The sequence below is a fragment of the Paenarthrobacter sp. NPDC018779 genome (assembly GCF_044391085.1).
Taxonomy (GTDB): Bacteria; Actinomycetota; Actinomycetes; order Actinomycetales; family Micrococcaceae; genus Arthrobacter.
Map to the genome: position 1 here is coordinate 87,517 of NZ_JBIRZS010000004.1, position 14,930 is coordinate 102,446.

The 14,930-nt window shown below is 63.7% G+C and carries 12 protein-coding genes; 2 read left to right on the plus strand and 10 right to left on the minus strand.

Features of this window, described 5'->3' with window-relative positions:
• Positions 1-6: 6 nt before the first annotated feature.
• The 8 genes from ACH488_RS06685 to ACH488_RS06720 form a co-directional block, all read right to left on the minus strand.
• Positions 7-759, minus strand: coding sequence for a copper homeostasis protein CutC (locus tag ACH488_RS06685; RefSeq protein ID WP_397323059.1), 753 nt, complete (start codon positions 757-759; stop codon positions 7-9).
• Between the two features lie 88 nt (positions 760-847).
• Positions 848-1,264, minus strand: a complete 417-nt coding sequence (locus tag ACH488_RS06690; RefSeq protein WP_397323306.1) for an acyl-CoA thioesterase — start codon at positions 1,262-1,264, stop codon at positions 848-850.
• A 68-nt stretch (positions 1,265-1,332) separates the two neighbouring features.
• Positions 1,333-3,417 carry an ABC transporter ATP-binding protein gene (locus ACH488_RS06695; RefSeq protein ID WP_397323061.1) on the minus strand — a complete coding sequence of 695 codons (2,085 nt, stop codon included), beginning with the start codon at positions 3,415-3,417 and terminating at the stop codon, positions 1,333-1,335.
• Entirely contained in the window at positions 3,414-5,147 is a 1,734-nt protein-coding gene (locus ACH488_RS06700) for an ABC transporter ATP-binding protein (protein ID WP_397323062.1), read from the minus strand. Before ACH488_RS06700 ends, ACH488_RS06695 begins: the two co-directional genes overlap by 4 nt.
• A gap of 405 nt (positions 5,148-5,552) precedes the next feature.
• Positions 5,553-5,963, minus strand: a complete 411-nt coding sequence (locus tag ACH488_RS06705) for a ribbon-helix-helix protein, CopG family (protein WP_397323064.1) — start codon at positions 5,961-5,963, stop codon at positions 5,553-5,555.
• Positions 5,964-5,981: 18 nt separating this feature from the next.
• Positions 5,982-8,084: an MFS transporter gene (locus ACH488_RS06710; protein WP_397323066.1), complete on the minus strand. Its 2,103-nt coding sequence runs from the start codon at positions 8,082-8,084 to the stop codon at positions 5,982-5,984.
• A gap of 9 nt (positions 8,085-8,093) precedes the next feature.
• Positions 8,094-8,576 carry a MarR family winged helix-turn-helix transcriptional regulator gene (locus ACH488_RS06715; protein WP_397323068.1) on the minus strand — a complete coding sequence of 161 codons (483 nt, stop codon included), beginning with the start codon at positions 8,574-8,576 and terminating at the stop codon, positions 8,094-8,096.
• Between the two features lie 72 nt (positions 8,577-8,648).
• Positions 8,649-9,554, minus strand: a complete 906-nt coding sequence (locus ACH488_RS06720) for a LysR family transcriptional regulator (RefSeq protein ID WP_397323069.1) — start codon at positions 9,552-9,554, stop codon at positions 8,649-8,651.
• 94 nt (positions 9,555-9,648) lie between these two features.
• Between ACH488_RS06720 and ACH488_RS06725 the strand changes: the two genes are divergently transcribed.
• The gene (locus ACH488_RS06725) at positions 9,649-10,677 is read left to right on the plus strand and encodes an MBL fold metallo-hydrolase (protein ID WP_397323070.1); all 1,029 of its coding nucleotides are present in this window, start codon (positions 9,649-9,651) and stop codon (positions 10,675-10,677) included.
• 28 nt (positions 10,678-10,705) lie between these two features.
• The gene (locus tag ACH488_RS06730) at positions 10,706-12,034 is read left to right on the plus strand and encodes an MFS transporter (RefSeq protein ID WP_397323071.1); all 1,329 of its coding nucleotides are present in this window, start codon (positions 10,706-10,708) and stop codon (positions 12,032-12,034) included.
• A gap of 118 nt (positions 12,035-12,152) precedes the next feature.
• On the opposite strand, the gene ACH488_RS06735 is transcribed toward ACH488_RS06730, so the two are convergent.
• A complete protein-coding gene (locus ACH488_RS06735; RefSeq protein WP_397323072.1) occupies positions 12,153-13,853 on the minus strand; it encodes a thiamine pyrophosphate-binding protein in 1,701 nt (566 codons plus the stop codon).
• A complete protein-coding gene (gene speB / locus ACH488_RS06740) occupies positions 13,850-14,905 on the minus strand; it encodes an agmatinase (protein ID WP_397323073.1) in 1,056 nt (351 codons plus the stop codon). Before speB ends, ACH488_RS06735 begins: the two co-directional genes overlap by 4 nt.
• Positions 14,906-14,930: the final 25 nt, after the last annotated feature.

Consider the following 14,930-nt stretch of genomic DNA (forward strand, 5'->3'; position numbering starts at 1 on the left):
CCGCGGCTACAGATTGACGGCATTCACCGCGGCCCTCGCTGCGCGCACTGTCTCGCGGTCTGTCACGGAATAGGCCGTGGGATCCGCGCCGTCCTGGCTGCCAAGGGAAACGGCGGAGTCGGTGAGCGTCGATACGGTTCTCTTGGCGGATAAGTGCACGGCGGAGAGGCCTGCCGCATGCATGGCCGGGATGTCGAAGGTCTTGAGTCCTCCCCCAGCCATGATCTCAATGGCGCCAGCGGAGCGCTCAACCAGTTGGGTCAGGGTGGCTAAGCCGTCCCCGGCCGTTGCCGCATGACCCGACGTGAGGACACGCGTGAACCCGAGCTCCAGGAGTTGCTCGAGGGCGCGCAGCGGATCGCGGGACTGATCAATGGCACGGTGGAAGGTCAACTGGGCCTCTGCCCGAGCCTTCCGCGCGGCGTCCACCAGCTTCGTCACTACGGGAACGTCCACTTCACCGTAGCGGGTCAGCGCCCCCACCACAACGCCGTCAGCTCCAAGTGCCAGCAGGTGCCTGACTTCGTGAACCATGGTGTCCACGTCCGAGGCGGAATAGTGGAAATCGCCGGGCCGGCACCGGACCAGGGCATGGATCCCCAGGCGGCCGTCCACATGTTCCATGCTTGACTCCAGGAGGCCCTGGCTGGGAGTAAGGCCACCGAGTTCCAGGCCGCTGCACAGTTCGATCCTGTCGGCGCCTTCCGCGGCTGACGTGCCTGCGCCCGCAGCGCTTGTTACGGCGATCTCAAGTTTCATGGTGAAACTCTACGTGGACCCGGGTTTGGGCACAGCTTAGGCCCCTAAGAAGCATGACTTAGGGGCCTGGCTGCAAAGCACGGTGGGCTCAGGCCTGGTAGGCCTGGAGCTTCTCCTTTTGCTCCGGGGTGAGCCGCAGGACCCGCCCTGTGTCCTCAGCGACAAACGCGAGGTGGGTGCTGGCCTTCACGCACTCCTCACGGGTCACGGGATCCTTGATGACGTAATGGAGATCGAAGCTGGCGCCCTTCACGGCGCCTACCCAGATTTCCACGACGGCCGGGACGTTGCGGTACTCCAAGGTTCGGACGTAGCGGACCTTGTGCTCGACGACGAGGGTCATGACGCCTTCGCCAACATCGTTGAACAAGGCGGCGGGCGGCTCCGTGCCCGGCAAACCGGCGCCTGCAGGCGGACCGAAAGCCGCGATGCGGGCTTCCTCCAGCATGCGCACGATCTGCACGTTGTTGATGTGGCCGTAGGCATCCATGTCACCCCAGCGCATGGGCACCAAGACCTCTATGCGCTGGGGTGCCACCGACGATTCCGCGGACGCGGGTGCCGTTTGCGTGCTCAGCTGTGCACCGCCGTCGAATCGTCCACTGTGGTTTCGCCTGCATCCTCACCAGCAAACTGGGACATGTAGAGGCGGTAATACGCGCCCTGCAGTGCCAGCAGTTGGCTGTGGTTGCCCTGCTCCACGATCTGGCCGTTCTCCATCACCAGGATGGTGTCGGCATCCCGGATGGTTGAAAGGCGGTGGGCGATCACGAAACTGGTCCGGTCCGTGCGGAGGGCAGCCATGGCCTTCTGCAGCAACAGTTCAGTACGGGTGTCAACGGAGCTCGTCGCTTCGTCGAGGATCAGCAAGGACGGATCGGAAACGAACGCACGTGCGATGGTAATGAGCTGTTTCTCACCGGCGCTGACGTTGTTGCCCTCTTCGTCGATGATGGTCTGGTATCCATCCGGAAGTGCGCGGACAAAGCGGTCCACGTAGGTGGCCTTCGCGGCCTCCATGACCTGCTCCTCCGTCGCATCGAGGTTGCCGTACTTGATGTTGTCGTAGATGGTGCCCCCGAAGAGCCACGCATCCTGCAGCACCATGCCAACCTTGGAGCGAAGTTCGGCCCGGCTGAGATCCTTGACGTCCACGCCATCCAAGGTGATCCGCCCTGCATTGAGCTCATAGAAACGCATCACCAGGTTAACCAACGTGGTCTTGCCGGCGCCGGTTGGTCCCACGATCGCCACCGTGTGACCCGGCTCAGCGCTGAAGGACAGATCCTCGATCAGCGGCTTGTCCTCGACGTAGCTGAAGTACACCTTCTCGAACTCCACGTGTCCGTCCGTCTTGGCCGGCAAGTGCTTGGTGCCGGTCTCCTGGACTTCCTCCTCGGCATCCAGGAACTCGAAGACACGCTCGGCCGAGGCCACGCCCGACTGCAGCATATTGGCCATGCCCGCGATCTGGCCCAGCGGCTGGGTGAATTCGCGCGAGTACTGAATGAAGGCCGTGGCATCGCCGAGGCTCATGGAACCCGAGGCGACGCGCAGGCCACCGACGACGGCGATGCCCACGTAGGACAGGTACGAAACGAAGTTCATGGCCGGGAAAATGATGCCGGAGACGAACTGTGCACCGAAGGAGGCCTTGTACAGTTCCTCGTTCTTTTCATCGAAGCGGACCAGCATGTCTGCATCGCGGCCAAACACCTTCACCAGGTCATGGCCGGAGAAGGATTCCTCGATCTGGCCGTTCAAGGCACCGGTGTTCTTCCACTGCGCCGCGAAGAGCTTCTGGCTCCGCGCACCAATCACCCCAGCCATGACGCCGGAGAGCGGCAGTGCAATCAGTGCAATCAGCGCAAGCTCCCAGGACACGATGAACATCATCACGATGATGCCCAGCACGGTGAGCACCGAACTGACCAGCTGCGCGAATGCCTGCTGAAGCCCCTGCTGGACGTTGTCCACATCGTTGGTGACGCGGGAGAGGATGTCGCCGCGCTGGCGGGTGTCGAAGTAGTTCAGCGGCAGGCGGTTGAGCTTGGCCTGGACTTCGTCGCGGAGGTTCCTGATGACCCGCATGACGATCCGGTTCAGCAACCAGCCCTGGGCCCACAGGAAGATGTTGGCCACGAAGTACATGAGCAGGACGATCGAAATCAGGAACGTCAGTTTCGAGAAGTCGATGCCATTGGTCAGGGTCATCTTGGAGACCATGTCCGCGAAATTGTCCTGGCCCTGCTGGCGCATGAGGTCAGCGAACTGCTCCGGGGTCACACCGGGCGGTATCTGCTTGCCAATGACGCCACCGAAGATGACGTCCATGGCGCTGCCGAGGACCTTGGGAGCGATGACGTTGAGGACCACGGAAACCACCACGAGTCCGATGACGATCAACACACCGACCCGTTCGGGCTTGAGCAGCCCCATGAGACGCTTGGCGGAAGGCCAGAAAGCCTTGGCCTTCTTGGCCGGCACATCGCCGAACATCCCGCCGTCGGCTTCGGTGGGGACGTACTCCTCTTCGACGAAGTCCTCGTCTTCAAGAGCCTCTGTGGCTACATCAGCCGCAGCCTCTGCCTTGGCGGCTTTCGCTGCTTCTGCCTTGGCAGCCCAGCCACGCTTCTTTTGCTGGTTCTGCTCGGTCATGCCACTTCCTCCACGCTCAGCTGGGATTCAACGATTTCCTGGTAGGTGGGTGAGGTTTCCAGGAGTTCATCGTGGGTTCCCCTGTCAACGATCCGTCCGTTGTCGAGGACGAGGATCTCGTCGGCGTCGCGGATGGTGGAAACGCGCTGGGCAACAATGATCACCGTGGAATCGCGGGTCTTGGCCTTCAGTGCCTTGCGCAGCCGGGCGTCGGTGGCGACGTCCAGTGCCGAGAAAGAGTCATCGAAGACATAGACGTTGGGCTTGGTCACCAGGGCGCGTGCGATGCAGAGACGCTGGCGCTGGCCACCGGAGACGTTGGTGCCACCCTGCGCGATCCGGCGGTTGAGGCCTGCCGATTTCTCCTCAACGAAACCCTTGGCCTGCGCGGTTTCGAGTGCATCCCAGAGTTCCTCGTCCGTGGCCTCGGTCTTGCCGAAGCGGAGGTTGTGCTCGATGGTGCCGGAGAACAAGTACGGCTTCTGGGGAACGGCGGCAACACGGCTGCTGATCTCCGACGCATCCAGTTGGGTGACCGGGACGCCGTCGAGCAGGACTTCACCGGAGGCGACGTCGTAAAGCCGCGGCAGCAGCGAAACCAGGGTGGTCTTGCCTGCGCCGGTGGAACCGATAATGGCCAGGGTCTTGCCGGGTTCGGCCTTGAAGGAGATGTTGCTCAGCACGGGAGCCTCGGCGCCCGGGTACTTGAAGGTAACGTCGCGGAACTCCACGCGACCGGCTTTCTCGGCCGGAACCACCGGGGTGGTGGGGTTATGGATGGAAGGCTCGACGTCGAGTACCTCGCCAATGCGGTCCGCGCACACCGAAGCGCGGGGAATCATCATGGCCATGAAGGTACCCATCATGACGGCAATCAGGATCTGCAGCAGGTACTGGAGGAACGCGGTCAGTGCCCCAACCTGCATGTCTCCGGAATCGACGCGCTGGCCACCAAACCAGAGCACAGCAGCGGTTGAGAGGTGGAGGATCATGCCGATGGCCGGGAACATAAGGACGAACAGGTTGCCGATTTTCACGGACACGGCCGTGAGGTCCTGGTTGGCCTCGCCGAAGCGCTTTGCCTCGTACGGCTCCCGAACGAATGCCCGGACCACGCGGATACCGATGATCTGCTCGCGCAGCACGCCGTTGATGGCGTCAATCTTGGCCTGCATGGACCGGAAGAGCGGCATCAGGCGAACCACCAGGTAACCGACCACCGCCACGAGGACAGGCACGGAGACCCATACGAGCCATGACAGGCTGACATCTTCCTGGACGGCCATGATGATGCCGCCCACGCACATGATGGGCGTGGAGACCATGAAGTTCAGGCCCATGAGCACCAACATCTGGACTTGCTGGACGTCGTTGGTGCCGCGGGTGATCAGGGTTGGAGCGCCAAACTTGTTGACGTCCTGGGCGGAAAAGCTGCTGACTTGGCGGAAAACGCCGCGGCGCAGGTCACGGCCAATGGCCATGGCCGTCCGGGCTCCGAAGTAGACGGCCGCGATGGCAGTGAGTACCTGGGCGAGGGCGACAGCGAGCATGAGCGCGCCGGTCCGCCAGATGAAATCGGTATCGCCGCGGGAAACTCCCTCGTCAATGATTTTGGCGTTGAGGCTGGGAAGGTAGAGCGTTGCGATGGTGGACGCCAACTGGAAGATGAGGACGGCCACGATTTGCGGCAAATACGGCTTGGAGTAGCGCCGTATAAGGGTGACAAGCATGCCCACGGATCCTTAAGGAGAGTGCGTGAATGAGTTAAGTAAGTTCTAGCAGCAGGCGCTGACAGTATTAGCCTCCCCACTCTACGAGGTCGGTTGCCTGAGCGAAACAACCTCCGGAAAAGATCATCCCAGCGGAGTACCAGCAGCGACACTCTGGGGGTAGATGGCGCTAGCCAAGCATCCCGAGGTACTTCGGGCGGCATTTCATCGCATGGATCAGCTCTTCACTACCGTCGTCCCAGACCAGTACTACGAGTTCCAGCAGCCGCCCGTGCGTATCAAAGCCGAGGCGAAGGAACCTGCGTGGGTCCTCATCATCCAAGGGGACTGACACCAGCGGCCAGGTCGCCGCCTCGATCGCGTCAGCGGAGCTGATACCGTGCTTGCGTGCGGAACGGCGGACATTCACGCCGCGTGCGACCAGGCGGCCAGTGCGGCACGGATGGCTTCGGATCGGTTGAGGTGTTCGCGCTCGGCTCTTGCCATCACGGCTGCCAACTCGTCAACCGTCAGCCGTACCGGAATGACCTGAGATGCCTCCGCCCCCCGGGCAGGGCGCCCCATCCGCGCCTTCAACTCCTCAAGGTCGTAGCCGGCTTCGGCCTCCTCCACCCACTCGTCGATCTCAGACTCCGAGACTTCCCGTCCGCGCATTTTGCGTTCCATGCAAAGAATCGTATTACGAATATCTTCCGGTGACCACAGCGAACGACGCTGCGACCCAAACACAAAAGGCACTGGCAGGAATCCCAGCCAGCGCCTTTTGTCGCGCCATTGTTTCGCTTCCCGTCTCAGCACGGCGGGGAAAGCGAGCAAGAAGGCAGGTTCCCAGGCCTAGCCCGCGTGCTTGCCGTGGTCAGTTTTGGCTTCGACGCCTTGCAGGAGCATCAGTGCCATGCGTTCCTGCTGCCGGCGTTCATGCTTGAGCTCCTTACGCAAGGCTTTCAGCTGCTCGGCTGTCCGGGCCTGCTGCTCGGCGACGCCCTGCTGCTCGCGCAGCCGGGCCTGGAGTTCCACGTTCGCCCGGCTGAGCTGGAGCTGTTGTTCCGCCAGGACGTACTGCGTCCGGGACAGTTGCTCCTGGAGTTCCTTCACGTCGGTCGCCGCATGGGGCCGTTCCTGGGTCAGGATCCTGGCGAACTCAAGGTCAAGGTCCTCCGAGGAACGGTCGCCCGGAGCCGAACGCCGCGCGCCTTCCCCGGACCCAGCACCCTGCCGGGAACCGGAATCCTGAACCGAGCCGGAAGCAAGGTGCCGTTCGGCATCAAGGTGGGTGCCGGCGTCGTGCACTTTATTGGCGCCGGAAGGCACTGCATCCAGGGACGTCGTGTCCAAGGACATCGCTGCCTCGCCGGAGGCGGTGGCGATGAGTTCCTTTTCCGGGGCTGCGTCAACGGTCCGGCGCAGCGGGCGTTCCTTGATCAGGAGGACCGCCAGGAGGGCTACCACGCTGATGACGGCGGAGATCATGAAGATCTGGGCCGTAGCGTCACCGTACGCGGCACGCATGATGTCGCGGATCGGGGCGGGCATGTCGGCCAGGTCCATGCTGGCGCCAGAGGAGCCACCTTGCGCGGGGATTCCTGCCGCGGCCAGTCCTTCGACCGCCAGGTCCTTCACGTGGTTGGACATGATGGCACCGAGGACGGAGACCCCGATCGCGCCACCCACCGAACGGAAGAAGGCCACCGAAGCGCTGGCCGTTCCAATGTCCTTCGCCTGCACGGTGTTCTGCACGGCAAGTACCAGGTTCTGCATCAGCATGCCCAGGCCAAGGCCGAACACACCGGTGTAGATCGCAACGATCCACAATTCAGTGGTGTGGTCCATGGTGCCGGCGAAAGCGAGCCCGCCGATCAGCAGGACCGAACCGGCGATCAGGAACCTCTTCCACTTGCCGAAGCGGCTGATCAGGATACCCGAGGCCACGGAACCCACGAGGTTGCCGGCGATCATCGGCAGGGTCAGGAGGCCGGCCTCAGTAGGCGTGGCGCCGCGGGAAACCTGGAAGTACTGGCCAAGGAACGTGGATGAACCGAACATCGCGATGCCAACGGCGACGGAAGCCAGGATGGCCAGGGCCGTGGTGCGCTCCGAGATGATCTTCAAGGGAATGATCGGCTGGGACACCTTGGTCTCAACGAACACCAGCAGCGCCAGGAGCGCCACACCGCCGCCAACCATAAGGGCTGACTGCCAGGAGACCCAGTCGTAGTACTCCGGGTTGCCGGCGAAGGAAACCCAGATGAGGAGCAGGCTCACGCCCGTGGTCAGCAGGATGGCACCCAGCCAGTCGATCTTGGCCGGACGCTTGATGTGCTCGATCTTCAGCGTGATCTGGAGCAGGATGAGCGCAATCACGGCCAGCGGAACGCAAACGAAGAATGTCCAGCGCCACCCGAGGGGGCTGTCCACGATGAAGCCGCCAAGCAGCGGGCCACCGGCGGTGCCAACAGCCATGACAGCACCCATGTAGCCCGAGTACTTGCCGCGGTCGCGCGGCGGAATCATGGAGCCGATGATGGCCTGGGCCAGTGCAGTGAGGCCACCCATCGCCACGCCCTGGACCACGCGGGCGGTCAGCAGCAGCGGAATCGTTTCGGACAGGCCTGCCATGACCGAGCCAGCCACGAAGATGATGATGCTGAGCTGGACCAGCAGCTTCTTGTTGAAGAGGTCCGCGAGCTTGCCCCAGATGGGCGTGGTGGCCGCGTTGGCGAGCAGGGCCGCGGTAATGACCCAGGCGAAATCGGTCTGCGTGCCCTTGAGCTCGGACATGATGGTGGGGAGGGCGTTCGCCACGATGGTGCTGCTCAGGATCGCGGTAAAGAACGCTGCAAGGAGGCCCGTCAAAGCCTCCATGATCTGGCGGTGGGTCATGGGCGCTGCGGCGCCTACCTGCCCTGCCGCTGCCGTTTGGACTGCTGGTTTGGCCATGCGTGGCTCCTAAACTGTGAGTTTCGTCGTTGTGGAACCGGCCGCCGTTGCCCGGATTGAGTCTTTGAGGGACGAGCTGAGTTTCTCCAGCACCCTGGATGCTTCGAGCGCATCTTCTTCGCTCCAGTCCGCGAGGTAGTCCCGCAACCGGACGCTCCGTTGCTCTTCGAATTCGCGGAGTTTGGCCGTGCCGCTCTCGGTCAGCGCGAGGAGCTGCGCCCTGCCGTCTGCCGGATCAGGCCGCCTCATCACGAAGCCCAGCTCTTCCAGCTCCGCGATGTGGCGGCTCAGGACAGGCGCGCTGACGCCCAGCTTGGCCGCCAGATGAGTGGCGCGGGTCTCCCCCTCGCCAATGAACCGCATGACACCTTGGACAGCCATTCCGACGTCGGGAACGCGGGCCAGGTGGGCGGTCACCACACAGCGCAGAGTCCGCTGGAGGTCGAAAATTTGATGTACAAGATCGGTTGCCGTGGCTGAACCGACGGACATGGAAACACCCCTTTTTTGTTTGCCTAAAGCAACTATACACAAGAATGATTGCTTTGGGAAACTAAAGAAGAGTCAGGAGGCGTCCTCGGTGAGCTCCCGGGCCACGGAAATCACTTCCTCCACCCGCTTGGGCCGGTGCACACCCGGCGGGACCACGGCAACGAGCTTGTTCTCCGGCAGCTTGTCCTCAATGGGAACCAACGCCACCCGGGCGCCCGTATAGAGGGACTCGATGCCGGGCCACACGTTCGTGACGGAATACGCCCGGCCGCTGGCCACGATGCCGCGGATGGTCTGTGCCACCACGCTCCGCCACCGCACCTTGGGCTCTATGCCAGCCGAGTGGAACATGGCAATAACGCGTTCCGCACTGGGTGGGACGTCAAAGAGGACCACGTCTTCCTCAGCCAAATCGGCGAAGCTGAGGGATTTCCGCTTTGCCAGAGGATGGTCCGCGGCCAGCATGAACTGCGGGCGGGATGCTGCCACCGTGAGGATTTCGACGCCGGGAACGGCCTGGAGCGAATAGATGAACGCAACATCCAACTCGCCCTCCCCCACGGCACGCTGCAACTCTTCGGCGTTGCCTTCCACGAAGTCGAGCTCTACCTCCGGCCACCGCGCGGCGAAGACCCGGATAAGTTCAGGAATCAACCGGGGCGAGATAGCGATCATGCAGCCGATGGACACCCGGCCACGCATGTCGTCATGGGATCCGTGGAGCGCACCGTGCAGTTCCGCCGTTTCCCGCAGGATGCGTCGCGCACGGACACCCAGTTCCACCCCCGCCGGCGTTGGTTCCACCCGCTTGGCGCGCGTACGGATCAGCAGGTCCAAGCCCAGGCTCTTCTCCAACTGGGCGATGGCCATGGAGGCTGCGGCCTGGGAAATGTTGGATTCGCTGGCCGCCTTGGTCAGTGACCCGTGGTCCAGGACGGCCACGAAATACTCCAACTGCCGCAGCGTAAACTCACCCATCAGTTCTCCTTATGAACTTCTTAGAATTGATTGATTATACAAGTGACGTGGTGCGGACCACACTGGAAGAAAGACCTTCCGACCAAGGAGAACCATGACGCCGACGTCATCCCTCAAACCGCACATCGTCACCCTCGGAACAGCCGGTGGGCCACGGTGGTGGGCCGCCGCCGATTCCGGCGAGCGCACGGGAATCGCCACGGCCGTGGTTGTTGGGGATGCCTTCTACCTGGTGGATTTCGGGCAGGGCGCGGGACGACGGCTCAGCCAGTCCGGACTGCAACTGAAGGACCTGCGTGCCCTGTTCATCACGCACCTCCACTCGGACCACGTCTACGACCTCGCCGGGCTCGGCATCTTCGGGCTCTACGCGCTCACCGAGCGTACGGAGAACCCGGTCCGCATCATTGGACCCGGCAACCGCGGCGAGCTTCCCGCGGTGTCGCCTCGCGCCGTCGTCGCTCCTGAACCGCTGGCGCCGGAGAATCCGACGCCGGGAACCCGCCAAATGTTCGAACAGCTCATGAAGGCGCACGCAACGGACCTCAACGACCGCATCCTGGACAGCCTCCGGCCCAGCCCCCTGGACATCTTCCACGCCGAAGACATCCAGATTCCTACCGAATCCGGATACCACCCCAACAACAACCCGACGCCGGACATGGAACCGTTCGAGGTGTACCGCGACGAACTGGTCACGGTGACGGCCATCCTTGTGGAGCACCCCCCGGTGGCTCCGGCGTTCGCGTTCCGCTTCGACACCGCCGAGGGCTCGGTGACCATCTCCGGAGACACTGCCTACACGCAGAACATGATCACCCTCGCCCAGGACACCGACCTGCTGCTGCACGAAGCCATCGATTTCGCGTGGGTGGAGTCCCTCTACGCGGACAAGACGGACGAGTCCAGCCGGGCATCCCGCGACCACCACTACAAGTCCCACACCAGCGTCCGCGAGGCTGCCAAACTGGCCGAAATTGCCGGCGCCGGCCACCTTGCCCTGCACCACCTCGTCCCCGGTTCCGCCTCGGAGTCTGTTTGGAAGGAAGCGGGAGAGCACTTCACCGGGACCTTCACTGTCCCGAACGACCTCGACACCATCCCGTTCGCCCGTCAGCGCTGACGCGGCCCGAAAACACCAGAGGAAACCCATGAGCTCAGCCCCAACAGCCCCGGAAACCGGAGCTGTCACCACCGCGGAAACGTCCATGAATTCCAAGGACATGCGCCGCATCCTGTCCTCCAGCTTTATTGGCAGCGCGATCGAGTACTACGACTTTGTCCTCTATGCGACGGCAGCGAGCCTGGTCTTCAACAAAGTCTTCTTCGCCAACCTCGGCCCGGGCTTCGACCTGTTTGCCTCCTTCGTTACCCTCGCGGTTGGCTACATCGCGCGCCCGTTGGGTGGCCTGATCTTCGGGCACTTCGGCGACCGCCTGGGCCGCAAGAAAATGCTGGTGCTGTCCATGTTGATCATGGGCCTTGGCACCACGGCCATTGGCCTCCTTCCCACCACTGCGCAGATCGGCATGGCCGCACCGTTGGCCCTGGTGATCCTCCGGCTGGTCCAGGGTGTGGCCGTGGGTGGCGAGTGGGGCGGCGCTGCGCTCATGGCGATCGAACATGCGCCCAAGGAGCACCGTGGTTTCGCGGCAGCGTTTGCCAACGCCGGCGGGCCGGCAGGGGCCATCCTCGGCACGCTCGCGCTGTCCTTGTTCGCAGCAGTGTCCGGCAGGGATTTCCTCGTTTGGGGTTGGCGCGTTCCGTTCCTGCTGAGCGCTTTGCTCATTGTGGTAGGCCTGGTGATCCGCCTGAAGGTGGCCGAGACTCCGGCCTTCCAGCGCCTGGAGGCAGCCGGCGAAAAGCGCCGGGTTCCGCTGCTGGATGTCCTCAAGAACAACCCACGGGCCGTAGTCCTGGGCTTGCTCGCCACCACCTCGTTCTACGTGTGCCAGTCGATGACCACCGTTTGGGGCGTTTCCGTAGCTGTTGACAGCGGCGCGGACAAGAACGGCGTCCTCAACATCAAGGCGTTCGCCGCTCTCCTGACCCTGGTGATCTGCTTCTACTCTGCCCGCCTCAGCGATCGTGTGGGCCGCCGTCGGGTGCTCATCGGTGCGTCCCTCCTGGGCGCGGTGCTGGTGTACCCCATCCTGATGCTGCTCACCAACGGCGAGCTGTGGGGCTTTGCAGTGGCCATCATCCTGGGCAACGGCCTGGTCCAGGGGTTCCTGTACGGGCCCATCGCGGCCTACGTCGCCGAACAGTTCCCCACCCGCAACCGGTACACGGGCGCTTCGCTCGCCTACCAAGGCGCTTCGATGATCGGCGCAGGCTTCACACCGATGATCGTCGCCGGCCTGAGCCTCGCTGCCAGAGGCGGGATCTGGCTCATCGCAGTGTTCTGGATCGTCGCCCTGCTGGCTTCGGCTGCAGCGGTCAAGGCGACGCCGGAAGGCACACGCCGCGACCTCGATTGATCCTCCGTTGTGGGCCCGGTCTGCGCTGAATACCAGGGATTTGGCCCGCGGAGCAGGCCCTACAACGCAGGAAACCCCCGCACGTCGTTCCGTGCGGGGGTTTCCTGCGTTGCCAGTGCTAGTCCAGGTGGGTGGGGCCGAACATCTTCAGCAGGGTTTCAACCACGACGACGTTGGGACCGTCTGCGGCGAAGGACGCCTTGAGCGCGTCCCCCACTTCCTCCGGGGATACCCGGCGTGCGGGGACGCCGAAGGACTCGGCCAGCTTGACGAAGTCGGGGCGTGCGAGTTCGGTGGCCGTGGCCTTGCCGAAGGCACCCACCATGTATTCGCGCAGGATGCCGTAGCCGCCGTCGTCCACGATCAGCCAGGTGACCGGGATGTTGTGCTGCTTGGCGGTGGCGAGCTCGGAGATGGAGTACATGGAGGAACCGTCTCCGGACACTGCGAGCACCCGGCCCGGCTTGCCGGTGGTTTCCAGACCGACGGCACCGCCGATCGCGGCCGGGAAGCCGTAGCCCAGGCCGCCGGCGCCCTGCGCGGAATGGAACTGGCCTTCACGCGAATCCCAGCAGGACCAGCCCCAGTACGCGGAGATGGTCATGTCCCAGAAGGTCTGCATGTCCGCGGGGACAGCTTCGCGGATATCGGCCATGAACTTCAGTTCCTTGGCCAGGTCCTGCGATTCCAGCCGCGCTTTGACCTTGGCCAAGGAGTCCTTGACCACGTCCTCCGGGCTGGCGCCGTGCCAGTCGCGTCGGGTTGCGTCCGAGGCTCCGGCCTCCATCAGTGCCTCATCCAGCGCCTTGAGGGCCTGCCCGGCGTCGGCACGGATGCCAAGGCCTGGGCGGTTGGACTCCAGGACACGGGGTTCGGCGTCGATCTGGATGATCCGGCCGCGGGGGGCGAACGTGAAGTAGTTCGAGGTCACCTCACCCAGGGACGAACCGATGACGATCAGGACATCGGCGTCCTCGAGGACGTCAGTCATGTACCGGTCCTCGATCCAGGACTGCAGGGACAGCTCGTGGTTCCACGGGAACGCGCCATTGCCGCCAGGGGTGCAGATCACCGGTGCCCGCAACTGCTCGGCGATCGAGAGCAGCGACTTCTCGGCCCGGCCACGGCGCGTACCGCCGCCTGCGATGATCGCCGGACGTTCCGCCGTCGTAAGCCACTTCACGGCCTCGCGAACCAATTCCACGCGCGGCGGGTTGTCGAAGGCCTCAGCGAGGGCATCTTCCACGGGCGGGACCACGATGGGATCCAGCAGCACGTTTTGCGGGATTTCGATCCACACAGGGCCCTGCGGGGACGAAATCGCTTCCGTCCACGCATCCTGGATGGCCGAGGGGATACCCGAGGCGTGCTGGATCAGGCGCTGGCTCTTGGTCACGTTGGCCGCCGACGCCTTCTGGTCATCGAGCTGATGGAGCATGCCCTTGCGGCGGGCACCCAGGCCCTCCAGGGGGATCTGGCTGGCCACGACAACCATCGGAACGCCCGTGGCGTAGGCCTCCTGCAAACCCGCCAGGGACGTCAACGCCCCCGGACCCGTGGACAGGAAAAGAACACCAACCTCGCCGGTAGCTCGCGAGTAACCATCAGCGGCGAAAGCCGAATTGTTCTCCACCCGCGAGGAAACGAAGTGCAGGTTGCCTCGGCCCATCGCATCGAACAACCCCAACGCGTGCTGGCCCGGAATACCGAAAACCGTCTTCGCGCCGAGCGCCTCTAGGGTCTCGACGACGAGGTCCCCACCATTGCGCTGGCCGGTCTCCTTGGTGGGAGCCGCCGTGCCCGGATCAAAGTCGATCATCGCCGGGTAGCTTTCGCGAGTTCTTCGATGCGTGCACCCAGGGCCTGCTGCGCGTAGCCATTCGGAGCGCCGTGCCGGTCGCCCTCCACGGCGTTGTCCGCCATGAGGGTCACCAGTTCGTAGGCAACGTGACTGCCGGCCACACCGGTGATTTCTGCGTGGTCGTAGGCCGGAGCAACTTCCACAACATCGGCGCCCACGAGGTTCATGCCACGGAAGCCGCGGATGATCTCCAGGAGTTCACGGCTGGTGATGCCGCCGGCTTCCGGAGTACCCGTGCCCGGAGCGTGGGCAGGGTCCAGGACGTCGATGTCTACGGAGATGTACAGCGGGCGGTTGCCGATCCGGTCCCGGATCTTGGCCACCGTCTCGGCGACACCCTGGTAGTAGACGTCTGCCGAGGTGACGATGCCGAAGCCAAAGCGGTGGTCGTCGTCGAGGTCCTTCTTGCCATACAGCGGACCGCGGGTTCCAACGTGGCTGATGGCCTCGGTGTCCAGGATGCCTTCTTCGACGGCACGGCGGAACGGGGTGCCGTGGGTGTACTCCGCGCCGAAGTAGGTGTCCCAGGTGTCCAGGTGGGCATCGAAGTGGAGCATGGCGATGGGCTCGCCGGCACGTTCGGCGGCCGCGCGGAGCAGGGGCAGGGCAATGGTGTGGTCGCCACCGAGAGTGACCAGCTTGCTGCCCGTGGCGGTGAGGTCCAGGGCGTTTTGCTGGATGGTTTCGATGGCCTCGTTGATGTTGAACGGGTTCACGGCCATGTCGCCGGCATCGGCAACCTGGATGTTCTCGAACGGGCTGACGTCCCACGCGGGGTTGTACGGGCGCAGCAAGCGGCTGGCTTCACGGACGTGGTTGGCGCCGAAGCGTGCGCCGGGACGGTAGGAAACGCCGGAGTCGAAAGGCACGCCGACAACGGTGACGTCGGCCTTGGACACCTGGTCCAGGCGGGGCAGGCGGGCGTAGGTGGCTGCACCTGCGTAGCGCGGGATGCGGGAGGAATCGATGGGGCCGAGGTTGCCGTTGGCCTCGATACGGAGCTCTTCCAAAGTTGCGCAACTCCTTAAGTAGATG

Coding starts and splice junctions, on each gene's coding strand:
- ACH488_RS06695 (WP_397323061.1), bottom strand. CDS start 3,417: ATGACCGAGCAGAACCAGCAAAAGAAGCGTGGCTGGGCTGCCAAGGCA.
- ACH488_RS06725 (WP_397323070.1), top strand. CDS start 9,649: ATGACGCCGACGTCATCCCTCAAACCGCACATCGTCACCCTCGGAACA.
- ACH488_RS06720 (WP_397323069.1), bottom strand. CDS start 9,554: ATGGGTGAGTTTACGCTGCGGCAGTTGGAGTATTTCGTGGCCGTCCTG.
- ACH488_RS06730 (WP_397323071.1), top strand. CDS start 10,706: ATGAGCTCAGCCCCAACAGCCCCGGAAACCGGAGCTGTCACCACCGCG.
- ACH488_RS06700 (WP_397323062.1), bottom strand. CDS start 5,147: ATGCTTGTCACCCTTATACGGCGCTACTCCAAGCCGTATTTGCCGCAA.
- ACH488_RS06685 (WP_397323059.1), bottom strand. CDS start 759: ATGAAACTTGAGATCGCCGTAACAAGCGCTGCGGGCGCAGGCACGTCA.
- ACH488_RS06710 (WP_397323066.1), bottom strand. CDS start 8,084: ATGGCCAAACCAGCAGTCCAAACGGCAGCGGCAGGGCAGGTAGGCGCC.
- ACH488_RS06715 (WP_397323068.1), bottom strand. CDS start 8,576: ATGTCCGTCGGTTCAGCCACGGCAACCGATCTTGTACATCAAATTTTC.
- ACH488_RS06735 (WP_397323072.1), bottom strand. CDS start 13,853: ATGATCGACTTTGATCCGGGCACGGCGGCTCCCACCAAGGAGACCGGC.
- ACH488_RS06690 (WP_397323306.1), bottom strand. CDS start 1,264: ATGCGCTGGGGTGACATGGATGCCTACGGCCACATCAACAACGTGCAG.